This is a genomic window from Pseudomonas sp. Van50 (genome assembly GCF_055390755.1).
The window spans coordinates 6,340,473-6,364,224 of sequence record NZ_AP024343.1; the positions used below are offsets into that span (position 1 = coordinate 6,340,473).

Consider the following 23,752-nt stretch of genomic DNA (forward strand, 5'->3'; position numbering starts at 1 on the left):
GCGGCGATTCTACCAGTCCCATCGATTGAGAGGGTATATGGCGACCGTTTGCCGCGCAGTCTTCATGTATGGCTGCAATCGCGCCTTCAATAGTGTGCATCCATCCAGTATTTGCCCGTATACTCCTACGTTTTCGACGCCCGCCGAGCGAGGCCACTTTGGACAAGATCCTGATTCGTGGGGCCCGTACCCACAACCTGAAGAATATCGACCTGACCCTGCCACGGGACAAGCTGATCGTCATCACCGGCCTGTCCGGATCCGGCAAATCATCCCTGGCCTTCGACACGTTGTACGCTGAAGGCCAGCGACGCTATGTCGAATCGCTGTCGGCCTATGCCCGGCAGTTCCTGTCGATGATGGAAAAACCCGACGTCGACACCATCGAAGGCCTGTCGCCGGCAATCTCCATCGAACAGAAGTCGACCTCCCATAACCCGCGGTCGACGGTCGGCACCATCACCGAGATCTACGACTACCTGCGCCTGCTGTATGCGCGGGTCGGCATTCCTCGCTGCCCCGACCACGACATTCCCCTGGAAGCCCAGACCGTCAGCCAGATGGTCGACCTGGTGCTGGCCCAGCCCGAAGGCAGCAAGCTGATGCTGCTGGCCCCGGTGGTTCGCGAGCGCAAGGGCGAACACCTGATGGTGTTCGAAGAACTGCGCGCCCAAGGCTTCGTGCGGGCCCGGGTCAACGGCAAGCTGTGCGAGCTGGACGAACTGCCGAAGCTGGATAAACAGAAGAAGCACTCGATCGATGTGGTGGTCGACCGCTTCAAGGTCCGCGCCGACTTGCAGCAGCGGTTGGCCGAGTCCTTCGAGACCGCCCTGAAACTGGCCGACGGCATCGCCCTGGTCGCACCGATGGACGACGAGCCCGGCGAGGAGATCATTTTCTCCGCACGTTTCGCCTGCCCGATCTGCGGCCATGCCATCAGCGAGCTGGAACCCAAGCTGTTCTCCTTCAACAACCCGGCGGGCGCCTGCCCGACGTGCGACGGCCTGGGGGTCAAGCAGTTCTTCGACACCAAGCGCCTGGTCAATGGCGAGCTGACCCTGGCCGAAGGGGCGATTCGCGGCTGGGACCGGCGCAACGTCTATTACTTCCAGATGCTCGGCTCGCTGGCGGCCCATTACAAGTTCAGCCTGGACAAGCCGTTCAACGAGTTGCCCGCCGACCAGCAGAAATCCATCCTGCACGGCAGTGGCTCGCAGAATGTCGACTTCAAATACCTCAACGACCGTGGCGACATCGTCAAGCGTTCCCACCCGTTCGAAGGCATCGTGCCGAACCTGGAGCGACGCTACCGCGAGACCGAATCGGCCAGCGTGCGCGAAGAACTGGCCAAGTTCCTCAGCACCCAGCCCTGCCCCGATTGCCGTGGCACCCGTCTGCGTCGCGAAGCGCGGCATGTGTGGGTCGGCGAGAAGACGCTGCCGGCGGTGACCAACCTGCCGATTGGCGACGCCACCGATTACTTCGGCGGCTTGAAGCTCACCGGTCGTCGTGGCGAAATAGCCGACAAGATCCTCAAGGAAATCCGCGAGCGCCTGCAGTTCCTGGTGAACGTCGGCCTGGACTACCTGACCCTCGATCGCAGCGCAGACACCTTGTCTGGCGGCGAAGCCCAGCGTATCCGCCTCGCCAGCCAGATCGGCGCCGGCCTGGTGGGGGTGATGTACATCCTCGACGAACCGTCCATCGGCCTGCACCAGCGGGACAACGACCGGTTGCTCGGGACCCTGAAGCACCTGCGGGACATCGGCAACACGGTGATCGTGGTCGAGCACGACGAGGACGCCATCCGCCTGGCGGACTACGTGGTGGACATCGGCCCGGGCGCGGGCGTCCATGGCGGGCATATCGTTGCCCAGGGCACGGCTGCCGAAGTCATGGCGCACCCTGACTCGCTGACGGGCAAATACCTGTCGGGCCGAGTCAAGATCAAGGTCCCGGCCAAACGCACGCCGCGCAACAAGAAGCTGTCGCTGACCCTCAAGGGCGCCCGTGGCAACAACCTGCGCAACGTCGACCTGGAAATCCCGATCGGCCTGCTGACCTGCGTGACCGGCGTGTCCGGCTCCGGCAAGTCGACGCTGATCAACAACACCCTGTTTCCCCTCAGCGCCACGGCCCTGAACGGCGCCACCACCCTCGAAGCTGCCGCCCACGACAGCATCAAGGGCCTGGAGCACCTGGACAAGGTGGTCGACATCGACCAGAGCCCAATTGGTCGTACGCCGCGCTCCAACCCGGCGACCTATACCGGGTTGTTCACACCGATCCGCGAACTGTTCGCCGGCGTGCCGGAGTCCCGCTCCCGAGGCTACGGCCCAGGGCGCTTCTCGTTCAACGTCAAGGGCGGGCGCTGCGAGGCCTGCCAGGGCGATGGCCTGATCAAGGTGGAAATGCACTTCCTGCCCGACATCTACGTGCCGTGCGATGTGTGCAAGAGCAAGCGCTACAACCGCGAGACCCTGGAGATCAAATACAAGGGCAAGAACATCCACGAAACCCTGGAGATGACCATCGAAGAAGCCCGGGTGTTCTTCGATGCGGTGCCGGCCCTGGCGCGCAAGCTCCAGACGCTGATGGATGTCGGCCTGTCGTACATCAAGCTGGGGCAGTCGGCAACGACCCTGTCCGGCGGTGAAGCCCAGCGGGTCAAGTTGTCCCGCGAGCTGTCCAAGCGCGACACCGGCAAGACCCTGTATATCCTCGACGAGCCGACCACCGGCCTGCACTTCGCCGATATCCAGCAATTGCTCGACGTGCTGCATCGCCTTCGCGATCACGGCAACACCGTGGTGGTGATCGAACACAACCTGGACGTGATCAAGACGGCTGACTGGCTGGTGGACCTGGGGCCGGAAGGCGGTTCCAAGGGCGGCCAGATCATTGCCGTGGGCACGCCTGAACAAGTGGCCGAAATGAAGCAGTCCTACACCGGTTACTACCTCAAGCCGTTGCTGGAGCGTGATCGGGACTGATTTCACCCGGGCACGAAAAAGCCCCTGTCATCTCATCGATGGCAGGGGCTTTTTGCTTTTCTTCTGTGGGAGCGAGCTTGCTCGCGATAGCGCGGTGTCAGTTTGCATTTATGCGACGATTTAACCGCAATCGCGAGCAAGCTCGCTCCACACGCGATCAGAACTGTGATTGCAGGTAGTTTTCCAGGCCAATCAACTTGATCAGACCCAACTGCTTCTCCAGCCAGTAGGTGTGGTCTTCTTCGGTGTCGTTAAGCTGGATACGCAGGATCTCGCGGGTCACATAGTCGTTGTGCTGCTCGCAGAGCTCGATGCCTTTGCACAGCGCGGCGCGGACTTTGTATTCCAGGCGCAGGTCAGCGGCCAACATATCGGGCACGGTGGTCCCGACATCCAAGTCATCCGGACGCATCCGCGGCGTGCCTTCGAGCATCAGGATCCGGCGCATCAATGCATCGGCGTGCTGGGCTTCTTCTTCCATCTCATGGTTGATACGTTCGTAGAGCTCGGTGAAACCCCAGTCCTCGTACATCCGCGAGTGGATGAAATATTGATCACGGGCTGCCAGTTCGCCTGTCAGCAACGTGTTGAGGTAATCGATTACATCTGGGTGACCTTGCATCGCCCTACATCTCCACAAGCTTTGAAGGCTCTAGTTTGAACCAACCTGACGGAGAGGTCACTCGTTCATCGCAATAAAAGTGAAGAAAATCCGAGAAAACCGGGCTAAATAACGCAAAAACCGCCCAAATGAGGGCGGTTCTGCTTCTCGTTTAGACTTAGTTAAGCTGTACGCCCAACGCCTTTGCGATACCTTCTCCATAAGCGGCGTCCGCCCTGAAGAAATGCTGGAGCTGACGGTCAACGACATCCGCCGATACACCGGCCATCGCGCCGGCGATATTGTTGATCAGCAACGCTTTCTGCTCGTCGCTCATCAAACGGAACAGCGCACCGGCGTGGCTGTAGTAGTCCGTGTCTTCGCGATGATCGTAACGATCCGCCGCGCCACTGAGGGCCAGTGCCGGCTCCGCATAACGCGGCGCCTGCTTCGGTGCCTCCACATAGCTGTTAGGCTCGTAGTTCGGAGCCGCCCCGCCATTGCTGCCAAACGCCATGGCACCGTCGCGCTGATAAGTGTTGACCGGGCTACGTGGCGCATTCACCGGCAACTGCTGGTGATTGGTGCCCACACGGTAGCGGTGCGCATCGGCGTAGGCGAAGACACGGCCCTGCAGCATGCGATCCGGCGAGAGACCAACCCCTGGCACCATGTTGCTCGGGCCAAACGCCGCCTGCTCGACTTCAGCGAAGTAATTCAGCGGGTTGCGGTTGAGTTCGAGCACACCCACTTCGATCAACGGAAACTCTTTCTGCGACCAGGTCTTGGTCACGTCGAACGGGTTCTCGTAATGGGCCGCGGCCTGGGCCTCGCTCATGATCTGGATGCAGACGCGCCATTTCGGGAAGTCACCGCGCTCAATGGCCTCGAACAAGTCACGCTGGGCATAATCCGGGTCGGTACCCGCCAGGCGTGCCGCTTCTGCCGGCGCAAGGTTCTTGATGCCTTGCAGGGTCTTGTAGTGCCACTTCACCCAGTGCCGCTCACCCTGTGCGCTGATCAGGCTGTAGGTGTGGCTGCCGAAGCCGTGCATGTGGCGGTAGCCATCCGGAATACCTCGGTCGGAAAACAGGATGGTGACCTGGTGCAGCGCCTCAGGCGAATGGGACCAGAAATCCCACATCGCCTGGGCACTTTTCAGGTTGCTTTGCGGCAGACGCTTCTGGGTGTGGATAAAATCCGGAAATTTCAACGGATCACGGATGAAGAACACCGGCGTGTTGTTGCCAACGATGTCCCAGTTGCCTTCCTCGGTGTAGAACTTCAGGGCGAAACCCCGCGGATCGCGTTCAGTGTCGGCCGAACCACGCTCGCCACCCACGGTGGAGAACCGCAGGAAGGTCGGTGTTTGCTTGCCGATCGACTCGAACAACTTGGCGCTGGTGTACTGGGTGATGTCCTGGGTGACGGTAAAGGTGCCGTAGGCCCCCGATCCTTTGGCGTGCACGCGACGCTCGGGAATGTTCTCGCGGTTGAAGTGAGCAAGCTTTTCGATCAGGTGAAAATCGTCGAGCAGCAGCGGGCCGCGCGGGCCGGCGGAACGAGAGTTCTGGTTATCGGCGACAGGAGCGCCGCTGGCGGTCGTAAGCGTTTTGATCTGGCTCATGCTCAATCTTCCTAGGTCGGTCTTCAAACTGCCGGCTAATCGGCTGGAAAGGAGTATCGATCATGTTAGTGACAGTATCCAAATTCATTAAATCATGGACATCGATAGTCATTATCTAATGCTGAAGACTTGCCGATAGCCGAACCAGGCGAAACGGTCCGGGCACTTTTCAGCAGGCAACAAAAAACCGGGCACAAGGCCCGGTTTTTCGTTTGTTGCCGACTTACTCAGCGGATACAGCTTCACCGCTGGTAGCACGATCAACCAACTCGACGTACGCCATAGGCGCGTTGTCGCCAGCGCGGAAACCGCACTTGAGGATGCGCAGGTAGCCACCCTCACGGGTAGCGTAACGCTTGCCCAGGTCGTTGAAGAGCTTACCAACGATAGCTTTCGAACGAGTACGGTCGAAAGCCAGACGGCGGTTAGCCAGGCTATCTGTCTTGGCCAGAGTGATCAGCGGCTCAGCAACGCGACGCAGTTCTTTGGCTTTCGGCAGTGTAGTTTTGATCAGCTCGTGCTCGAACAGCGACACCGCCATGTTTTGGAACATGGCCTTGCGGTGCGAGCTGGTGCGGCTCAGGTGACGACCACTTTTACGATGACGCATGGTTCATTCCTTACCAAACACAACGTTCGGTGATTACGACGATCAGGCAGTCGCCTTGTCGTCCTTCTTAAGACTTGCAGGCGGCCAGTTGTCGAGGCGCATGCCGAGGGACAGACCGCGGGAGGCCAGAACGTCCTTGATTTCAGTCAAGGATTTCTTGCCAAGGTTCGGAGTCTTCAACAGCTCTACTTCGGTACGCTGAATCAGGTCGCCGATGTAGTAGATGTTTTCCGCCTTAAGGCAGTTAGCCGAACGTACAGTCAGTTCCAGATCGTCAACCGGGCGAAGCAGGATCGGATCGATCTCGTCTTCCTGCTCGACAACCACTGGCTCACTGTCACCCTTGAGGTCGACGAACGCAGCCAACTGCTGTTGCAGGATGGTTGCAGCACGGCGGATAGCCTCTTCAGGATCCAGGGTACCGTTGGTTTCCAGATCAATAACCAGCTTGTCCAGGTTGGTACGCTGTTCGACACGGGCGTTTTCCACCACGTATGCGATACGGCGAACCGGGCTGAACGAAGAGTCAAGCTGCAAGCGACCGATGCTGCGGCTTTCGTCTTCATCGCTCTGACGCGAGTCTGCCGGTTCATAACCACGACCACGAGCTACGGTGAGCTTCATGTTCAGGGCGCCGTTAGACGCCAGGTTAGCGATTACGTGATCGGGGTTAACGATCTCGACATCATGATCCAGCTGAATATCGGCAGCGGTAACCACCCCCGAACCCTTCTTCGACAAGGTCAGCGTAACTTCGTCACGACCGTGCAGCTTGATAGCCAGACCTTTCAGGTTCAACAGGATTTCAATTACGTCTTCCTGTACACCTTCGATGGCGCTGTACTCGTGGAGCACACCGTCAATCTCGGCCTCGACTACTGCACAGCCGGGCATTGAGGACAACAGGATGCGGCGCAGCGCGTTGCCCAGGGTGTGGCCGAAACCACGCTCGAGAGGCTCGAGTGTGATCTTGGCGCGGGTTGGACTGACAACCTGCACATCAATATGGCGGGGTGTCAGGAACTCATTTACCGAAATCTGCATGGATGCACCTATTTTCTAGCCCTTACTTGGAGTAGAGCTCGACAATCAGGCTTTCGTTGATGTCGGCGGACAGATCACTGCGAGCTGGAACGTTCTTGAAAACGCCCGACTTCTTCTCAGTGTCTACTTCTACCCATTCTACGCGGCCACGTTGGGCACACAGATCGAGAGCTTGGACAATGCGAAGTTGGTTCTTTGCTTTCTCGCGAACAGCAACCACGTCACCAGCACGAACCTGGTAGGACGGAACGTTTACGGTCTGACCGTTAACGCTGATCGACTTGTGCGATACCAGCTGACGGGATTCGGCACGAGTAGAACCGAAGCCCATACGGTATACAACGTTGTCCAGACGGCATTCGAGCAGTTGCAACAGGTTTTCGCCGGTTGCGCCTTTCTTGCCAGCTGCTTCTTTGTAGTAGCCGCTGAATTGACGCTCGAGAACGCCGTAGATACGACGGACCTTCTGCTTTTCACGCAGTTGGGTGCCGTAATCGGACTGGCGACCGCGGCGCTGGCCGTGGATACCAGGTGCTGCTTCAATGTTGCACTTCGATTCGATCGCGCGCACGCCGCTCTTCAGAAAAAGATCGGTGCCTTCGCGACGAGCGAGTTTGCATTTTGGACCAATGTAACGAGCCATTCTTTACAATCTCCTGGATTACACGCGGCGCTTCTTCGGCGGACGGCACCCGTTGTGCGGGATTGGCGTCACGTCGGTGATGCTGGCGATCTTGTAGCCACAGCCGTTCAAAGCGCGGACTGCGGATTCACGACCTGGACCTGGACCCTTGACGTTCACGTCGAGGTTTTTCAGGCCGTATTCCAGCGCAGCTTGACCAGCACGCTCAGCAGCTACTTGAGCAGCGAACGGGGTGGACTTGCGGGAACCGCGGAAACCCGAACCACCGGAGGTAGCCCAGGAAAGAGCGTTACCTTGACGGTCGGTAATGGTCACGATGGTGTTGTTAAAAGAAGCATGGATGTGGGCGATGCCATCAACCACTGTCTTTTTAACTTTTTTACGAGGACGAGCAGCAGGTTTTGCCATGATTAAATTCCTGTCGATTCGCTGGGGCGATTACTTGCGGATCGGCTTACGCGGACCTTTACGGGTACGCGCGTTGGTCTTGGTACGCTGACCGCGTACTGGCAGACCACGACGATGACGCAGACCGCGATAGCAACCGAGGTCCATCAAGCGCTTGATTTTCATGTTGATTTCGCGACGCAGGTCACCTTCAGTGGTGAACTTCGCCACTTCGCCACGCAGCTGTTCAATCTGCTCGTCGCTCAGATCTTTGATCTTTGCCGCTGGGTTGACCCCAGTCACTGCACAAATTTTCTGTGCAGTAGTGCGACCAACACCATAGATGTAGGTCAGCGAGATAACAGTATGCTTGTTATCTGGAATGTTGACGCCTGCAATACGGGCCATTCAGTGGGACTCCAATTGACAGCTACCTACGCCCCGGAAGCCAAGAAATAGGGCGCGAGATAATATCGCTGTAATAACAAATAATCAACCCGGCAGCGCACTAGCTGCCGGGCTTAAAGCACAATCACACTCAGCCTTGGCGCTGTTTGTGACGCGGTTCCGCGCTGCAAATTACCCGAACAACACCTTCGCGGCGAATAATCTTGCAGTTGCGGCACAGCTTTTTCACCGATGCACGAACTTTCATCACCAACTCCTCGAACCTTATGGACGCTACTCAGCGCAACATGCCGCTGCCGTAGCCCTTCAGGTTGGCTTTCTTCATCAGGGATTCGTACTGGTGCGAAACGAGGTGCGATTGTACTTGGGACATGAAGTCCATCACAACCACGACCACGATCAGCAACGAGGTCCCGCCAAGGTAGAACGGTACGTTTGCCGCAACCACCAGGAACTGGGGCAACAGACAGACGGCCGTCATGTAAAGAGCACCGAACATGGTCAAGCGAGTCAGAACGCCATCAATGTAGCGCGCAGACTGCTCACCTGGACGGATGCCCGGAATAAAGGCACCGGACTTCTTCAGGTTTTCCGCTACGTCTTTCGGATTGAACATCAACGCCGTATAGAAGAAGCAGAAGAAAATAATCCCTGCACTAAACAGCAGAATATTCAACGGCTGACCAGGAGCGATCGACTGCGAGATGTCCTGCAACCAGCCCATACCTTCAGACTGGCCGAACCAGGCACCCAACGAAGCCGGGAACAGCAGGATGCTGCTCGCGAAAATAGCCGGAATTACGCCGGCCATGTTCACCTTCAACGGCAAGTGGCTGGTCTGCGCAGCAAACACCTTGCGGCCCTGCTGACGCTTGGCGTAGTGAACGGCAATACGCCGCTGACCACGCTCGATGAACACCACGAAACCGATAATCGCTACTGCCAGCAGACCGATGGCAACCAGGGCGAAAATGTTGATATCACCCTGACGCGCAGACTCGAAAGACTGCCCGATCGCTCTCGGAAGACCGGCGACGATACCTGCGAAGATCAACATCGAGATACCGTTGCCAACACCACGCTCAGTAATCTGCTCACCCAGCCACATCATGAACATCGCGCCCGCCACAAACGTGGTTACCGCAACGAAATGAAAGCTGAAGTCAGCAGTGAACGAAACGCCCTGCCCCGCCAGGCCAATGGACATGCCAATGGCCTGAACGAGAGCGAGGACGACAGTGCCGTAGCGGGTGTACTGGCTGATCTTGCGACGGCCAGCTTCACCTTCCTTCTTCAACTGCTCCAGCTGCGGGCTGACGGCGCTCATCAGTTGCATGATGATCGATGCCGAAATGTACGGCATGATCCCCAGTGCAAAGATGCTCATCCGCTCCAGCGCGCCGCCGGAAAACATGTTGAACAAGCTAAGAATGGTCCCCTCATTCTGTCGAAACAGGTCCGCGAGTCGGTCCGGGTTGATACCTGGAACCGGGATGTGTGCGCCTATTCGGTAGACGATAATCGCCAGGAACAGAAAACGCAGACGAGCCCAGAGTTCAGACATACCGCCTTTGCCGAGCGCAGAGAGAGCACCTTGCTTAGCCATTTATTCCTCGAACTTGCCGCCAGCTGCTTCGATAGCCGCACGCGCACCTTTGGTGGCGCCGATTCCCTTTCCGATGGTGACAGCACGAGCAACTTCGCCCGACAGCATGATTTTCACACGCTGTACGTTCTGGTTGATCACGTTGGCATCCTTCAGGGACTGCACGGTGACGATGTCGCCGTCCACTTTGGCCAGCTCGGACAGACGCACTTCTGCGCGGTCCATGGCTTTCAGGGAAACGAAACCGAACTTCGGCAGGCGACGATGCAGCGGCTGTTGACCACCTTCAAAGCCTGGAGCAATGGTGCCACCGGAGCGGGAGGTCTGACCTTTGTGGCCACGGCCACCGGTCTTGCCCAAACCACTACCGATACCACGGCCCGGACGATGCTTTTCGCGACGGGAACCCGGCGCTGGACTCAGATCATTGAGTTTCATCGATTAACCCTCGACACGCAGCATGTAGTAAGCCTTGTTGATCATCCCGCGATTCTCGGGAGTATCCTGGACTTCTACAGTGTGACCGATGCGACGCAGACCCAGACCCTTAACGCACAGTTTGTGGTTAGGGATGCGGCCGGTCATGCTTTTGATCAGCGTTACTTTTACGGTAGCCATGATCAGAAGATCTCCTTGACGCTTTTGCCACGCTTGGCGGCAATGGATTCAGGAGACTGCATTGCTTTCAAACCCTTGAAAGTGGCGTGAACCACGTTTACCGGGTTAGTCGAGCCGTAGCACTTGGCCAGAACGTTCTGAACGCCAGCAACTTCGAGGACAGCACGCATAGCGCCGCCAGCGATGATACCGGTACCTTCAGAAGCAGGCTGCATGTACACCTTCGAAGCGCCATGGGCGGACTTCATTGCGTACTGCAGGGTGGTGCCGTTCAGATCAACCTGGATCATGTTGCGGCGAGCAGCTTCCATTGCCTTCTGGATCGCAGCAGGCACTTCACGCGACTTGCCACGGCCGAAGCCAACACGGCCTTTACCATCACCCACTACGGTCAACGCAGTGAAAGTGAAGATACGGCCGCCTTTAACGGTTTTGGCTACGCGGTTAACTTGAACCAGCTTCTCGATGTAGCCTTCGTCGCGCTTTTGGTCGTTATTTGACATAACTTAGAACTCCAGCCCAGCTTCACGAGCAGCATCAGCCAGCGCCTTGACGCGGCCGTGGTACTTGAAGCCAGAGCGGTCGAAAGCCACCTGCGAGACGCCAGCGGCTTTAGCACGCGTAGCGACCAGCTGGCCAACCTTAGTGGCCGCGTCGATGTTGCCAGTGGCGCCATCACGCAGTTCTTTATCCAAAGTCGAGGCACTTGCCAGGACTTTGTTGCCGTCGGCCGAAATGACCTGGGCGTAGATGTGCTGCGACGAGCGGAACACGCAGAGACGCACGACTTCGAGTTCGTGCATTTTCAGGCGTGCTTTGCGAGCGCGACGCAGTCGAGTAACTTTTTTGTCGGTCATTTGCTATGCCCTACTTCTTCTTGGCTTCTTTACGACGGACGACTTCGTCCGCGTAGCGCACACCTTTGCCTTTGTACGGCTCTGGTGGACGGAAGTCGCGGATCTCGGCGGCCACTTGACCTACCAGCTGCTTGTCGATGCCCTTGATCAGGATATCGGTCTGGCTAGGAGTCTCAGCGGTGATGCCTTCCGGCAGTTCATAATCCACTGGGTGCGAGAAGCCAAGAGCCAGGTTCAGCACTGTGCCTTTTGCTTGCGCTTTGTAACCAACACCGACCAGCTGGAGCTTGCGCTCGAAGCCTTGGCTTACGCCTTGGACCATGTTGTTTACCAACGCACGAGTGGTACCAGCCATTGCGCGAGTCTGTTGATCGCCATTGCGAGCAGCGAAACGCAGCTCACCAGCTTCTTCAACGATCTCAACGGACGAATGGATGTTCAGTTGCAGAGTGCCCTTGGCACCCTTCACCGAAAGCTGTTGGCCTGCGAATTTGACTTCGACACCGGCTGGCAGCTTAACGGGGTTCTTAGCGACGCGTGACATGCTTATCCCCCCTTAGAACACAGTGCAAAGAACTTCGCCGCCGACACCGGCAGCGCGCGCAGCACGATCCGTCATCACACCTTTGTTGGTGGAGACGATAGACACGCCCAGGCCGCCACGAACTTTTGGCAGATCCTCGACGGACTTGTACTGACGCAGGCCAGGACGGCTAACGCGCTTCACTTCCTCGATGACCGGACGGCCTTCGAAGTACTTCAGCTCGATGGACAGCAGAGGCTTGATTTCGCTGCTGATCTGATAACCCGCAATGTAACCTTCGTCCTTCAGGACTTTGGCAACAGCTACCTTCAACGTAGAAGATGGCATGCTTACGACGGACTTTTCAGCCATCTGGGCATTACGGATACGAGTTAGCATGTCCGCTAACGGGTCCTGCATACTCATGGGCTAGACGCTCCTAATACACAAAAAATTAGCCTTTCGGCTAGTACGTGTCGCCGAGCACATCCGCGCAATAAAAACACGGGCTCAGGCGAGCCGGGTATTCTAGACACACCCCACAAATGAATCAAGCCCCAATAGGGGCTTGATTCAAGTTCAAGGTCACCGACGGTCAGGATCTTGCGATCCCGAACGCCGCGACTTTGACAGTGCTTACCAGCTGGCTTTAACCAGACCTGGAACGTCACCACGCATTGCAGCTTGACGCAGCATGTTACGGCCAAGGCCGAACTTGCGGTACACGCCGTGCGGACGACCAGTCAGGCGGCAGCGGTTACGCATGCGCGAGGCGCTTGCGTCACGTGGCTGCTTCTGCAGGGCTACGGTAGCTTCCCAACGTGCTTCTGGACTTGCGTTCAGATCAACGATGATAGCTTTCAGCGCTGCACGCTTGGTGGCGTACTTGGCAACGGTGAGCTGACGCTTCAGCTCACGGTTCTTCATGCTCTTCTTGGCCATTTTCCTACTCCAATCAGTTGCGGAACGGGAATTTGAAAGCGCGCAGCAGTGCGCGACCTTCGTCATCCGTCCGAGCAGTGGTGGTCAGGGTAATGTCCAGACCGCGGAGAGCGTCGATCTTGTCGTAATCGATTTCCGGGAAAATGATCTGCTCTTTAACGCCCATGCTGTAGTTGCCACGACCATCGAAGGACTTGGCATTCAGGCCGCGGAAGTCGCGAACCCGAGGCAGGGAGATCGACAGCAGACGATCCAGGAACTCGTACATACGCTCACGGCGCAGGGTCACTTTGACGCCGATCGGCCAACCTTCACGGACTTTAAAGCCAGCGATGGATTTCCGAGCGTAAGTCACGACGACTTTCTGACCGGTGATCTTTTCCAGGTCAGCAACAGCGTGCTCGATGACTTTTTTGTCGCCGATCGCTTCGCCCAGACCCATGTTCAGGGTGATTTTGGTAACGCGCGGAACTTCCATCACGTTCGAAAGCTTAAGTTCTTCCTTAAGTTTCGGTGCGATTTCCTTCCGGTAAATCTCTTTTAGTCGTGCCATGGTCTTCTACCTAGCAGTGTTCAAGCATCAACCGCTTTTTGGGTCGACTTGAAGACACGAATTTTCTTACCGTCTTCTACTTTGAAACCAACGCGGTCAGCCTTGTTGGTTTCGCCGTTGAAGATGGCGACGTTGGAAGCGTGCAGTGGCGCTTCTTTCTCGACGATACCGCCCTGTACGCCCGACATCGGGTTAGGCTTGGTATGACGCTTGACCAGGTTCAGACCACCAACAACCAGACGGTTGTCAGCAAGAACCTTCAGCACCTTACCGCGCTTACCTTTGTCTTTGCCGGCGATCACGATGATCTCGTCGTCACGACGAATCTTTTGCATGTCGGATCTCCTTACAGCACTTCTGGGGCGAGCGAGACGATCTTCATGAACTTCTCAGTACGAAGTTCACGGGTCACTGGCCCAAAGATACGGGTGCCGATCGGCTCTTGCTTGTTGTTCAACAGAACAGCAGCGTTGCCATCAAAGCGGATGATGGAGCCGTCAGCACGACGAACGCCATGGCGAGTGCGGACTACGACAGCAGTCATCACTTGGCCTTTTTTCACCTTACCGCGAGGAATTGCTTCCTTGACGGTAACTTTGATGATGTCACCGATACCAGCGTAACGACGATGGGAGCCACCCAGCACCTTGATGCACATAACACGGCGAGCGCCGCTGTTATCGGCCACATCGAGCATGGATTGAGTCTGAATCATATAATTTCTCCGACCCCTAGCCCTTAGACTTCCACAGCGCGTTCGAGAACATCAACCAGCGCCCAAGACTTGGTCTTGGCCATCGGACGAGTTTCACGAATAGTGACTTTGTCGCCGATGTGGCACTGATTGGTTTCGTCGTGCGCGTGCAGCTTAGTCGAACGCTTAACGTATTTACCGTAGATCGGGTGCTTAACGCGACGCTCGATCAGAACGGTGATGGTTTTGTCCATCTTGTCGCTGACAACACGGCCAGTCAGCGTACGGACAGTTTTTTCGGCTTCAGCCATGATTACTTACCTGCCTGCTGGTTGAGCACAGTTTTCACGCGAGCGATATCACGCTTAACTTGCGAGAGCAGATGAGACTGCCCCAACTGGCCAGTTGCTTTCTGCATACGCAGATTGAACTGGTCGCGCAGCAGGCCGAGCAGTTGCTCGTTCAGCTGCTGTGCTGATTTTTCACGAAGTTCATTCGCTTTCATCACATCACCGTCCGTTTAACAAAGGCGGTGGCGAGCGGCAGCTTTGCAGCAGCCAGGGCAAAAGCCTCACGCGCCAGCTCTTCAGTTACACCCTCGATTTCATACAGGACTTTGCCTGGCTGAATCTGGGCAACCCAGTATTCGACGTTACCCTTACCTTTACCCATCCGAACTTCGAGTGGCTTCTTGGAAATAGGCTTGTCCGGGAATACACGGATCCAGATCTTGCCGCCACGTTTTACGTGACGGGTCAGAGCACGACGCGCTGACTCGATCTGACGAGCGGTGAGACGACCACGAGCAACAGACTTCAGCGCGAACTCGCCGAAGCTGACTTTGCTACCGCGCAATGCCAGGCCACGGTTGTGACCGGTCATTTGCTTGCGGAACTTCGTACGCTTTGGTTGCAACATTTGGCGTACCCCTTACTTAGCAGCTTTTTTACGAGGCGCTGGTGCTTGTGGCTTCAGTTCTTCTTGGCGACCACCAATTACTTCGCCTTTGAAGATCCAAACCTTTACACCGATCACACCGTAGGTGGTGTGAGCTTCGTAGTTGGCATAGTCGATGTCGGCACGCAGGGTGTGCAGTGGCACACGACCTTCGCGATACCATTCAGTACGTGCGATTTCAGCACCGCCGAGACGACCGCTCACTTGGATTTTGATGCCTTTGGCACCAATGCGCATGGCGTTCTGTACAGCGCGCTTCATAGCGCGACGGAACATTACGCGACGCTCCAGCTGCTGAGCTACGCTCTGCGCAACCAGCATACCGTCGAGCTCCGGCTTGCGGATCTCTTCGATATTGATGTGCACAGGCACACCCATTTGCTTGGTCAGGTCCTGACGCAGTTTCTCAACATCTTCACCTTTCTTCCCGATAACGATACCTGGACGAGCGGTGTGGATGGTGATACGTGCAGTCTGCGCCGGACGATGGATATCGATACGGCTTACGGACGCGCTTTTTAGTTTGTCTTGGAGATACTCACGCACCTTCAGATCAGCGAACAAGTAGTCCGCATAAGTCCGACCGTCTGCGTACCAGACGGAGGTGTGCTCCTTGACGATTCCCAGGCGAATGCCAATGGGATGTACTTTCTGACCCATCTCTTCGACTCCGTTACTTGTCAGCAACCTTGACAGTGATATGGCAAGACCGCTTGACGATGCGATCAGCACGGCCTTTGGCACGTGGCATGATGCGCTTCAGCGAACGCCCTTCGTTGACGAAAACGGTGCTGACCTTCAGGTCATCAACGTCTGCGCCTTCGTTATGCTCGGCGTTGGCTACGGCCGACTCCAGCACTTTCTTCATGATCTCGGCGGCTTTCTTACTGCTGAAAGCCAACAGGTTGAGCGCTTCGCCCACCTTCTTCCCGCGGATCTGGTCGGCGACCAAGCGGGCTTTCTGGGCGGAGATTCGAGCGCCCGACAACTTAGCGGCTACTTCCATTTCCTTACCCCTTAACGCTTGGCTTTCTTGTCAGCCACGTGCCCACGGTATGTGCGGGTACCGGCAAACTCGCCCAGTTTGTGGCCGACCATGTCTTCGTTCACGAGAACTGGGACGTGTTGGCGACCGTTGTGTACTGCGATGGTCAGACCGACCATTTGTGGCAGGATCATCGAACGACGCGACCAGGTCTTAACTGGTTTGCGATCGTTCTTTTCCGCCGCCACTTCGATCTTCTTCAGTAGGTGAAGATCAATAAAAGGACCTTTTTTCAGAGAACGTGGCACTGTCGTATCCCTCTATTTACTTGCGACGACGGACGATCATTTTGTCGGTACGCTTATTACCACGAGTCTTCGCGCCCTTAGTCGGGAAGCCCCATGGCGATACCGGATGACGACCACCAGAGGTACGACCTTCACCACCACCATGTGGGTGGTCAACCGGGTTCATGGCAACACCACGAACGGTTGGGCGAACGCCACGCCAGCGCTTGGCACCAGCTTTACCCAACGAACGCAGGCTGTGCTCGGAGTTCGAGACTTCGCCCAGGGTCGCACGGCATTCAGCCAGTACTTTACGCATCTCACCAGAACGCAGACGCAGGGTCACGTAGACACCTTCACGAGCGATCAGCTGAGCCGAAGCACCAGCGGAACGAGCGATCTGTGCGCCTTTACCTGGCTTCAATTCGATGCCGTGTACGGTGCTACCAACTGGAATGTTACGCAGTTGCAGAGCGTTGCCCGGCTTGATCGGTGCCAGGGCACCTGCGATCAGCTGGTCGCCAGCACTCACGCCTTTAGGGGCGATGATGTAGCGACGCTCGCCATCTGCGTACAGCAGCAGAGCGATGTGAGCAGTACGGTTTGGATCGTATTCGATACGCTCGACAGTGGCAGCGATGCCATCCTTGTCGTTGCGACGGAAGTCGACCAGACGATAATGCTGCTTATGACCACCACCGATGTGACGAGTGGTAATACGGCCATTGTTGTTACGACCACCAGACTTCGATTTTTTCTCGAGCAGCGGTGCGTGAGGAGCGCCTTTATGCAGCTCCTGGTTGACCACCTTGACCACAAAACGGCGGCCAGGGGAAGTCGGTTTGCATTTAACGATTGCCATGATGCACCCCTTCCTTACTCAGCACTGCTGCTGAAATCGAGATCTTGGCCTGGCTGAAGGGAGATAACTGCCTTCTTCCAGTCATTACGCTTGCCCAGACCGCGAGCAGTGCGCTTGCTTTTACCCAGAACGTTCAGGGTAGTCACGCGCTCTACTTTCACGCTGAACAGGCTTTCGACGGCCTTCTTGATTTCCAGCTTGGTTGCGTCGGTAGCAACCTTGAAAACGAACTGGCCTTTCTTGTCTGCCAGAACCGTAGCCTTCTCGGAAACGTGCGGGCCAAGCAGAACTTTAAATACGCGTTCCTGGTTCATCCCAGCAGCTCCTCGAATTTCTTCACGGCCGACACGGTGATCAACACCTTGTCGTATGCGATCAGACTGACCGGATCGGAACCCTGCACGTCACGAACGTCGACGTGTGGCAGGTTGCGAGCAGCCAGGTACAGGTTCTGATCAACAGCGTCAGACACGATCAGGACGTCAGTCAGGCCCATGCCGTTCAGCTTGTTCAGCAGATCTTTGGTTTTCGGTGCTTCAACAGCGAAGTCCTGAACCACGACCAGACGATCAGTACGCACCAGCTCAGCAAGGATGGAACGCATTGCTGCGCGATACATCTTCTTGTTCAGCTTCTGGGAGTGATCCTGAGGACGAGCTGCGAAAGTGGTACCGCCGCCACGCCAGATTGGGCTACGGATAGTACCGGCACGAGCACGGCCAGTACCTTTCTGACGCCATGGGCGCTTGCCGCCACCGGAAACGTCGGAACGGGTCTTTTGCTGCTTGCTACCTTGACGGCCGCCGGCCATGTAGGCCACGACTGCTTGGTGAACCAGCGTCTCGTTGAATTCGCCGCCAAATGTCAGTTCGGAAACTTCGATCGCTTGAGCGTCATTTACATTTAATTGCATGTCAGCTTCCCCTTAACCGCGAGCCTTGGCTGCTGGACGTACAACCAAGTTGCCGCCAGTAGCGCCAGGAACAGCGCCCTTGACCAACAACAGATTGCGTTCAGCGTCCACGCGCACTACTTCGAGGGACTGCACGGTCACGCGCTCAGCGCCCATATGACCGGACATTTTTTTGCCCTTGAATACACGACCAGGAGTCTGGCACTGGCCGATAGAGCCTGGAACGCGGTGGGATACGGAGTTACCGTGGGTGTTATCTTGCCCGCGGAAGTTCCAACGCTTGATCGTACCCTGGAAGCCTTTACCCTTGGACTGACCGGTTACATCAACCAGTTGGCCAGCGGCGAAGATTTCAGCGTTGATCAGATCGCCGGCCTGGTACTCGCCTTCTTCAAGGCGGAATTCCATTACGGTACGACCAGCGGCAACGTTCGCCTTGGCGAAGTGGCCAGCCTGAGCTGCTGTTACACGCGAAGCACGACGCTCGCCGACAGTGACTTGCACTGCACGATAGCCATCGGTCTCTTCAGTTTTGAACTGGGTGACGCGATTCGGCTCGATCTCAATGACCGTGACCGGAATGGAGACACCTTCTTCGGTGAAAATACGGGTCATACCGCATTTACGACCGACTACACCAATAGTCATGTTGTAAACCTCATGAGTGTACGGGGCTTTCACCCGCTATGGCCGCCCATTTCAGAGCGTTACACGACTAAGACCGAGTCTTAGCCGAGGCTGATCTGCACTTCCACACCGGCCGCAAGATCAAGCTTCATAAGAGCATCAACGGTTTTATCCGTTGGCTGGACGATGTCCAGAACGCGCTTATGAGTACGGATCTCGTACTGGTCACGCGCGTCTTTGTTGACGTGCGGGGAGACCAGAACGGTGAACCGCTCTTTACGGGTAGGCAGTGGAATTGGACCACGCACTTGAGCACCAGTACGTTTCGCGGTTTCCACGATTTCCTGGGTGGATTGGTCGATCAGGCGATGGTCAAAAGCCTTCAACCTGATACGGATTTGCTGATTTTGCATTGGATTTCAGACTCCGGCTGCTATTCCCACCGGGCGCAATACGCCCGTTAAAAGGAGGCGCAATTCTATAGACGCCCCTGATAGGTGTCAACCCAATAAAAAAGCCCCCGCTAGGCGGGGGCTTTTCAACTCATCAAGCTGACTCTAAAAGAGACTTACTCGATGACTTTAGCTACGACGCCAGCGCCGACGGTACGACCGCCTTCACGGATAGCGAAACGCAGACCGTCTTCCATCGCGATGGTCTTGATCAGGGTAACAGTCATCTGAATGTTGTCACCTGGCATTACCATTTCAACGCCTTCTGGCAGCTCGCAGTTACCAGTCACGTCAGTTGTACGGAAGTAGAACTGTGGACGGTAGCCTTTGAAGAACGGAGTGTGACGGCCGCCTTCCTCCTTGCTCAGAACGTAGACTTCTGCGGTGAACTTGGTGTGCGGCTTGACGGTGCCTGGCTTGACCAGAACCTGGCCACGCTCAACGTCGTCACGCTTGGTGCCGCGCAGCAGTACGCCGCAGTTCTCGCCAGCACGACCTTCGTCGAGCAGCTTGCGGAACATTTCAACGCCGGTGCAGGTAGTTTTCTGAGTGTCGCGCAGACCGACGATCTCAACTTCTTCCTGGATACGGACGATGCCACGCTCAACACGACCAGTCACAACAGTACCGCGACCGGAGATCGAGAATACGTCTTCGATTGGCATCAGGAACGGCTTGTCGATAGCGCGCTCTGGCTCTGGGATGTAGCTGTCCAGAGTTTCCACCAGCTTCTTGACGGCAGTGGTGCCCATTTCGTTGTCGTCTTGGCCGTTCAGAGCCATCAGAGCCGAACCGATGATGATTGGAGTGTCATCACCTGGGAAGTCGTAAGTGCTCAGCAGGTCGCGCACTTCCATCTCAACCAGTTCCAGCAGCTCAGCGTCGTCAACCATGTCAGCCTTGTTCAGGAAGACAACGATGTACGGAACGCCTACCTGACGGGACAGCAGGATGTGCTCACGGGTTTGCGGCATCGGACCATCAGCGGCCGAGCAAACCAGGATCGCGCCGTCCATCTGGGCAGCACCGGTGATCATGTTTTTTACGTAGTCGGCGTGACCTGGGCAGTCAACGTGTGCGTAGTGACGCACGGCCGAATCGTATTCAACGTGAGCGGTGTTGATGGTAATACCGCGAGCTTTCTCTTCCGGGGCGCTGTCGATCTTGTCGAAGTCAACCTTGGCCGAACCGAAAACTTCGGAGCAGACACGGGTCAGAGCAGCGGTCAGCGTGGTTTTACCGTGGTCAACGTGACCGATGGTGCCAACGTTGACGTGCGGTTTGTTCCGTTCAAATTTTTCTTTAGCCACGACAATTAACTCCTAGCTTAAAGGGGCTGAATCAGCCTTGCTTTTTGGTAACAGTCTCGACGATATGCGACGGAGCTGTATTGTATTTTTTGAATTCCATAGAGTAGCTTGCGCGACCCTGAGACATGGAACGAACGTCGGTTGCGTAACCGAACATCTCGCCCAACGGCACCTCGGCACGAATCACTTTGCCGGAAACCGTATCTTCCATACCCAGAATCATGCCACGACGACGGTTAAGGTCGCCCATGACATCACCCATGTAGTCTTCAGGCGTAACGACTTCCACCGCCATGATCGGCTCAAGCAACTCACCGCCACCCTTCTGGGCCAGCTGCTTGGTTGCCATGGAGGCAGCCACCTTAAACGCCATCTCGTTGGAGTCGACGTCATGGTAAGAACCATCGAACACAGTCGCCTTCAGGCCGATCAGCGGATAGCCGGCGACAACGCCGTTCTTCATCTGCTCTTCGATACCCTTCTGGATCGCCGGGATGTATTCCTTAGGAACCACACCACCTACGACTTCGTTCAGGAATTGCAGACCTTCCTGACCTTCGTCAGCCGGTGCAAAACGAATCCAGCAGTGACCGAACTGGCCACGACCGCCGGACTGGCGAACGAACTTGCCTTCGATTTCACAGCTCTTCGTGATGCGCTCACGATAGGAAACCTGAGGCTTACCGATGTTGGCTTCGACGTTGAACTCACGGCGCATCCGGTCAACCAGGATGTCCAGGTGCAACTCGCCCATGCCGGAGATGATCGTTTGACCAGTCTCTTCATCGGTCTTGACGCGGAAAGACGGGTCTTCCTGAGCAAGCTTGCCCAGAGCGATACCCATTTTTTCCTGGTCATCCTTGGTCTTAGGCTCAACGGCAACCGAAATAACCGGCTCCGGGAAGTCCATGCGAACCAGGATGATTGGCTTGTCAGCGTTGCACAAAGTTTCACCGGTGGTGACGTCCTTCATGCCGATCAAGGCCGCGATGTCGCCAGCGCGTACTTCCTTGATTTCTTCACGGGCGTTTGCGTGCATCTGCACCATACGACCCACACGCTCTTTCTTGCCTTTTACCGAGTTGATCACGCCGTCGCCGGAGGCCAACACGCCCGAGTAAACTCGAACAAAGGTCAAGGTACCCACGAATGGGTCGGTAGCGATCTTGAACGCCAAAGCCGCGAACGGCTCGTCGTCACTTGCGTGACGCTCCATTTCCTCTTCCTCGTTATCCGGGTTGGAACCCTTGATAGCAGGAATGTCGGTTGGAGCAGGCAGGAAGTCGATAACGGCGTCGAGAACCAGGGGAACACCCTTGTTCTTGAAGGAAGAACCGCAAACAGCCAGAACGATCTCACCAGCGATAGTACGCTGACGCAGAGCGGCCTTGATTTCCTCGTTGGTGAGCTCTTCACCTTCGAGGTACTTGTTCATCAGCTCTTCGCTGGCTTCGGCCGCAGCCTCAACCATGTTGCTGCGCCATTGCTCGGCTTCTTCCAACAGCTCGGCAGGAATGTCCTTGCGAACAGGGACCATGCCCTTGTCGGAATCGTTCCAGTAGACAGCTTGCATGTTGATCAGATCGATCTGACCCTGGAAGTTGTCTTCGGAACCGATAGCCAGCTGGATCGGCACCGGAGTGTGACCCAGGCGCTGCTTGATCTGAGCGATCACGCGCAGGAAGTTGGCACCAGCACGGTCCATCTTGTTTACGTAAACAAGACGTGGAACGCCGTATTTGTTGGCCTGACGCCATACGGTTTCCGACTGAGGCTCAACACCCGAAGTACCACAGAACACAACGACAGCGCCGTCGAGTACGCGCAGGGAACGTTCAACTTCGATGGTGAAGTCTACGTGGCCCGGGGTATCGATAACGTTGAAGCGGTGCTCGTGCGGGTACTGCTTCTCGGAACCTTTCCAGAAGGCGGTGATAGCAGCAGAAGTAATGGTAATACCACGCTCCTGCTCCTGCACCATCCAGTCTGTGGTCGCGGCGCCGTCATGCACCTCGCCCATTTTGTGACTCTTGCCGGTGTAAAAAAGGACGCGCTCGGTGGTGGTGGTTTTACCAGCATCCACGTGAGCAACGATACCGATGTTACGGTAGCGGTTAATCGGTGTAGTACGAGCCATAAAGCCCTCGCAAATTGAGTGACGCTAAAATTAGAAGCGGTAGTGCGAGAAAGCCTTGTTGGCTTCAGCCATACGGTGCACGTCTTCACGCTTCTTAACTGCAGCACCTTTACCTTCAGCAGCGTCCAACAGTTCACCAGCCAAACGCAGAGCCATGGACTTCTCGCCGCGCTTGCGGGCGAAGTCTACCAGCCAGCGCATTGCCAGGGCGTTACGACGGGACGGACGAACTTCGACCGGAACCTGGTAAGTAGCACCGCCTACACGGCGCGACTTCACTTCGACCAGCGGAGCGATGGCGTCGAGAGCTTTCTCGAAGATTTCCAGGGGATCGCTGTTCTTGCGTTCCTTAACTTTGTCCAGTGCGCCATAAACAATACGCTCGGCAACGGCTTTCTTGCCGCTTTCCATTACGTGGTTCATGAACTTGGCGAGAATCTGGCTTCCGTATTTCGGATCGTCCAGAATCTCACGTTTGGCTGCTACGCGACGTCTTGGCATTGATAAGCCCTCAAACGGTCTTCAGGTTAGCCCGGGACAGCGGATGCGTGCCCGACCTTACTCTTATCGACTCAATAAAATTAAAAACTGCTAAACGGCCGATTATTTCGGACGCTTGGTACCGTACTTCGAACGACCTTGGTTACGACCTTTAACGCCGGAAGTATCCAAAGAGCCGCGAACGGTGTGGTAACGAACACCTGGCAAGTCTTTTACACGACCGCCGCGGATCAGGACCACGCTGTGTTCTTGCAGGTTGTGGCCTTCACCGCCGATGTACGAGGAAACCTCGAAACCGTTGGTCAGACGCACACGACATACTTTACGCAGTGCCGAGTTAGGTTTTTTCGGCGTGGTGGTATACACACGGGTGCATACGCCACGACGTTGCGGGCAGTTCTGCAGCGCAGGCACGTCGGATTTCTCGACGATACGCTTACGCGGCTGACGTACCAGCTGGTTGATAGTTGCCATCTACTAGCTCCACTGTTGTCTTGCGACGCTATTGTCTTACAAGAAAAGCAAAATGGCAGGAACGAATTCCCGCCAAATTTAGGGGATCAAGAGTCTAAAGAGGATCTTGTCCCCAGTCAAGGCAAGGCCCCGACCTCCCCG

The 23,752-nt window shown here is 56.3% G+C and carries 35 protein-coding genes; 1 reads left to right on the forward strand and 34 read right to left on the reverse strand.

From position 1 onward, the window contains the following. The first annotated feature begins 158 nt into the window (after positions 1-158). Positions 159-2,993 (forward strand): excinuclease ABC subunit UvrA, encoded by a 2,835-nt coding sequence (gene uvrA, locus ACZ5M5_RS27430; protein WP_060740395.1) that lies wholly within the window; start codon positions 159-161, stop codon positions 2,991-2,993. Positions 2,994-3,150: 157 nt separating this feature from the next. Here uvrA and bfr read toward each other — a convergent pair whose 3' ends face one another. The 34 genes from bfr to rpsL all read right to left on the reverse strand — a co-directional run bounded on the left by bfr (position 3,151) and on the right by rpsL (position 23,611). Beyond that, the gene (gene bfr, locus ACZ5M5_RS27435; protein WP_003186005.1) at positions 3,151-3,615 is read right to left on the reverse strand and encodes a bacterioferritin; all 465 of its coding nucleotides are present in this window, start codon (positions 3,613-3,615) and stop codon (positions 3,151-3,153) included. Between the two features lie 157 nt (positions 3,616-3,772). Continuing rightward, positions 3,773-5,221 (reverse strand): catalase, encoded by a 1,449-nt coding sequence (locus ACZ5M5_RS27440; RefSeq protein WP_103308225.1) that lies wholly within the window; start codon positions 5,219-5,221, stop codon positions 3,773-3,775. A 223-nt stretch (positions 5,222-5,444) separates the two neighbouring features. Next, complete coding sequence (gene rplQ, locus ACZ5M5_RS27445; protein WP_003186009.1) at positions 5,445-5,831, reverse strand: 50S ribosomal protein L17; 387 nt, start codon at positions 5,829-5,831, stop codon at positions 5,445-5,447. Positions 5,832-5,873: 42 nt separating this feature from the next. Continuing rightward, entirely contained in the window at positions 5,874-6,875 is a 1,002-nt protein-coding gene (locus tag ACZ5M5_RS27450; protein ID WP_003186012.1) for a DNA-directed RNA polymerase subunit alpha, read from the reverse strand. A gap of 22 nt (positions 6,876-6,897) precedes the next feature. Then, entirely contained in the window at positions 6,898-7,518 is a 621-nt protein-coding gene (gene rpsD, locus ACZ5M5_RS27455) for a 30S ribosomal protein S4 (protein ID WP_003176404.1), read from the reverse strand. A gap of 18 nt (positions 7,519-7,536) precedes the next feature. Then, the gene (rpsK, locus tag ACZ5M5_RS27460) at positions 7,537-7,926 is read right to left on the reverse strand and encodes a 30S ribosomal protein S11 (RefSeq protein WP_002555466.1); all 390 of its coding nucleotides are present in this window, start codon (positions 7,924-7,926) and stop codon (positions 7,537-7,539) included. A gap of 30 nt (positions 7,927-7,956) precedes the next feature. After that, positions 7,957-8,313, reverse strand: a complete 357-nt coding sequence (gene rpsM, locus ACZ5M5_RS27465; protein ID WP_003186020.1) for a 30S ribosomal protein S13 — start codon at positions 8,311-8,313, stop codon at positions 7,957-7,959. Positions 8,314-8,443: 130 nt separating this feature from the next. Further along, a complete protein-coding gene (rpmJ, locus tag ACZ5M5_RS27470) occupies positions 8,444-8,560 on the reverse strand; it encodes a 50S ribosomal protein L36 (protein WP_002555468.1) in 117 nt (38 codons plus the stop codon). Positions 8,561-8,590: 30 nt separating this feature from the next. Beyond that, entirely contained in the window at positions 8,591-9,919 is a 1,329-nt protein-coding gene (secY, locus tag ACZ5M5_RS27475) for a preprotein translocase subunit SecY (RefSeq protein WP_003186029.1), read from the reverse strand. Beyond that, the gene (gene rplO / locus ACZ5M5_RS27480) at positions 9,920-10,357 is read right to left on the reverse strand and encodes a 50S ribosomal protein L15 (RefSeq protein ID WP_003186032.1); all 438 of its coding nucleotides are present in this window, start codon (positions 10,355-10,357) and stop codon (positions 9,920-9,922) included. It lies immediately after the preceding gene. 3 nt (positions 10,358-10,360) lie between these two features. Continuing rightward, positions 10,361-10,537, reverse strand: a complete 177-nt coding sequence (gene rpmD, locus ACZ5M5_RS27485) for a 50S ribosomal protein L30 (RefSeq protein WP_003176408.1) — start codon at positions 10,535-10,537, stop codon at positions 10,361-10,363. Positions 10,538-10,539: 2 nt separating this feature from the next. Next, positions 10,540-11,040: a 30S ribosomal protein S5 gene (gene rpsE / locus ACZ5M5_RS27490; protein WP_003186035.1), complete on the reverse strand. Its 501-nt coding sequence runs from the start codon at positions 11,038-11,040 to the stop codon at positions 10,540-10,542. Between the two features lie 3 nt (positions 11,041-11,043). Then, complete coding sequence (rplR, locus tag ACZ5M5_RS27495) at positions 11,044-11,394, reverse strand: 50S ribosomal protein L18 (protein ID WP_003186037.1); 351 nt, start codon at positions 11,392-11,394, stop codon at positions 11,044-11,046. A gap of 10 nt (positions 11,395-11,404) precedes the next feature. After that, positions 11,405-11,938 carry a 50S ribosomal protein L6 gene (rplF, locus tag ACZ5M5_RS27500; RefSeq protein WP_003186039.1) on the reverse strand — a complete coding sequence of 178 codons (534 nt, stop codon included), beginning with the start codon at positions 11,936-11,938 and terminating at the stop codon, positions 11,405-11,407. 12 nt (positions 11,939-11,950) lie between these two features. Continuing rightward, the gene (gene rpsH, locus ACZ5M5_RS27505; protein WP_017848802.1) at positions 11,951-12,343 is read right to left on the reverse strand and encodes a 30S ribosomal protein S8; all 393 of its coding nucleotides are present in this window, start codon (positions 12,341-12,343) and stop codon (positions 11,951-11,953) included. 210 nt (positions 12,344-12,553) lie between these two features. Beyond that, entirely contained in the window at positions 12,554-12,859 is a 306-nt protein-coding gene (gene rpsN / locus ACZ5M5_RS27510; RefSeq protein WP_003186042.1) for a 30S ribosomal protein S14, read from the reverse strand. Between the two features lie 13 nt (positions 12,860-12,872). After that, positions 12,873-13,412, reverse strand: coding sequence for a 50S ribosomal protein L5 (gene rplE / locus ACZ5M5_RS27515; RefSeq protein ID WP_003186044.1), 540 nt, complete (start codon positions 13,410-13,412; stop codon positions 12,873-12,875). 20 nt (positions 13,413-13,432) lie between these two features. Then, positions 13,433-13,747: a 50S ribosomal protein L24 gene (gene rplX / locus ACZ5M5_RS27520; RefSeq protein ID WP_003186046.1), complete on the reverse strand. Its 315-nt coding sequence runs from the start codon at positions 13,745-13,747 to the stop codon at positions 13,433-13,435. An 11-nt stretch (positions 13,748-13,758) separates the two neighbouring features. Next, positions 13,759-14,127: a 50S ribosomal protein L14 gene (rplN, locus tag ACZ5M5_RS27525; protein WP_002555479.1), complete on the reverse strand. Its 369-nt coding sequence runs from the start codon at positions 14,125-14,127 to the stop codon at positions 13,759-13,761. A gap of 23 nt (positions 14,128-14,150) precedes the next feature. Next, complete coding sequence (gene rpsQ, locus ACZ5M5_RS27530) at positions 14,151-14,417, reverse strand: 30S ribosomal protein S17 (RefSeq protein WP_003194644.1); 267 nt, start codon at positions 14,415-14,417, stop codon at positions 14,151-14,153. A gap of 2 nt (positions 14,418-14,419) precedes the next feature. Beyond that, complete coding sequence (rpmC, locus tag ACZ5M5_RS27535) at positions 14,420-14,611, reverse strand: 50S ribosomal protein L29 (RefSeq protein ID WP_002555481.1); 192 nt, start codon at positions 14,609-14,611, stop codon at positions 14,420-14,422. Then, positions 14,611-15,024, reverse strand: coding sequence for a 50S ribosomal protein L16 (gene rplP / locus ACZ5M5_RS27540; RefSeq protein WP_025215754.1), 414 nt, complete (start codon positions 15,022-15,024; stop codon positions 14,611-14,613). The genes rpmC and rplP overlap by 1 nt, the downstream gene beginning before the upstream one ends. A 12-nt stretch (positions 15,025-15,036) precedes the next feature. Then, positions 15,037-15,723, reverse strand: a complete 687-nt coding sequence (gene rpsC / locus ACZ5M5_RS27545; RefSeq protein ID WP_003176422.1) for a 30S ribosomal protein S3 — start codon at positions 15,721-15,723, stop codon at positions 15,037-15,039. Positions 15,724-15,736: 13 nt separating this feature from the next. After that, complete coding sequence (gene rplV, locus ACZ5M5_RS27550) at positions 15,737-16,069, reverse strand: 50S ribosomal protein L22 (RefSeq protein ID WP_003103908.1); 333 nt, start codon at positions 16,067-16,069, stop codon at positions 15,737-15,739. 11 nt (positions 16,070-16,080) lie between these two features. Further along, the gene (rpsS, locus tag ACZ5M5_RS27555) at positions 16,081-16,356 is read right to left on the reverse strand and encodes a 30S ribosomal protein S19 (RefSeq protein ID WP_002555486.1); all 276 of its coding nucleotides are present in this window, start codon (positions 16,354-16,356) and stop codon (positions 16,081-16,083) included. A 16-nt stretch (positions 16,357-16,372) separates the two neighbouring features. Further along, a complete protein-coding gene (rplB, locus tag ACZ5M5_RS27560) occupies positions 16,373-17,197 on the reverse strand; it encodes a 50S ribosomal protein L2 (protein ID WP_003186055.1) in 825 nt (274 codons plus the stop codon). A gap of 14 nt (positions 17,198-17,211) precedes the next feature. Next, positions 17,212-17,511: a 50S ribosomal protein L23 gene (gene rplW, locus ACZ5M5_RS27565; protein ID WP_002555488.1), complete on the reverse strand. Its 300-nt coding sequence runs from the start codon at positions 17,509-17,511 to the stop codon at positions 17,212-17,214. Next, on the reverse strand, positions 17,508-18,110 hold the full coding sequence (gene rplD, locus ACZ5M5_RS27570) for a 50S ribosomal protein L4 (RefSeq protein ID WP_003186057.1): 603 nt from the start codon (positions 18,108-18,110) through the stop codon (positions 17,508-17,510). Before rplD ends, rplW begins: the two co-directional genes overlap by 4 nt. 12 nt (positions 18,111-18,122) lie before the next feature. Then, positions 18,123-18,758, reverse strand: coding sequence for a 50S ribosomal protein L3 (rplC, locus tag ACZ5M5_RS27575; protein WP_003186059.1), 636 nt, complete (start codon positions 18,756-18,758; stop codon positions 18,123-18,125). Positions 18,759-18,838: 80 nt separating this feature from the next. Then, positions 18,839-19,150: a 30S ribosomal protein S10 gene (gene rpsJ, locus ACZ5M5_RS27580; RefSeq protein WP_003186070.1), complete on the reverse strand. Its 312-nt coding sequence runs from the start codon at positions 19,148-19,150 to the stop codon at positions 18,839-18,841. A gap of 155 nt (positions 19,151-19,305) precedes the next feature. Then, the gene (gene tuf / locus ACZ5M5_RS27585; protein ID WP_003186103.1) at positions 19,306-20,499 is read right to left on the reverse strand and encodes an elongation factor Tu; all 1,194 of its coding nucleotides are present in this window, start codon (positions 20,497-20,499) and stop codon (positions 19,306-19,308) included. 31 nt (positions 20,500-20,530) lie between these two features. Then, positions 20,531-22,636 carry an elongation factor G gene (gene fusA, locus ACZ5M5_RS27590; RefSeq protein WP_060740393.1) on the reverse strand — a complete coding sequence of 702 codons (2,106 nt, stop codon included), beginning with the start codon at positions 22,634-22,636 and terminating at the stop codon, positions 20,531-20,533. Positions 22,637-22,666: 30 nt separating this feature from the next. Then, on the reverse strand, positions 22,667-23,137 hold the full coding sequence (gene rpsG / locus ACZ5M5_RS27595) for a 30S ribosomal protein S7 (protein WP_003186074.1): 471 nt from the start codon (positions 23,135-23,137) through the stop codon (positions 22,667-22,669). 102 nt (positions 23,138-23,239) lie between these two features. Beyond that, a complete protein-coding gene (rpsL, locus tag ACZ5M5_RS27600; protein WP_003186084.1) occupies positions 23,240-23,611 on the reverse strand; it encodes a 30S ribosomal protein S12 in 372 nt (123 codons plus the stop codon). Between the last annotated feature and the right edge of the window lie 141 nt (positions 23,612-23,752).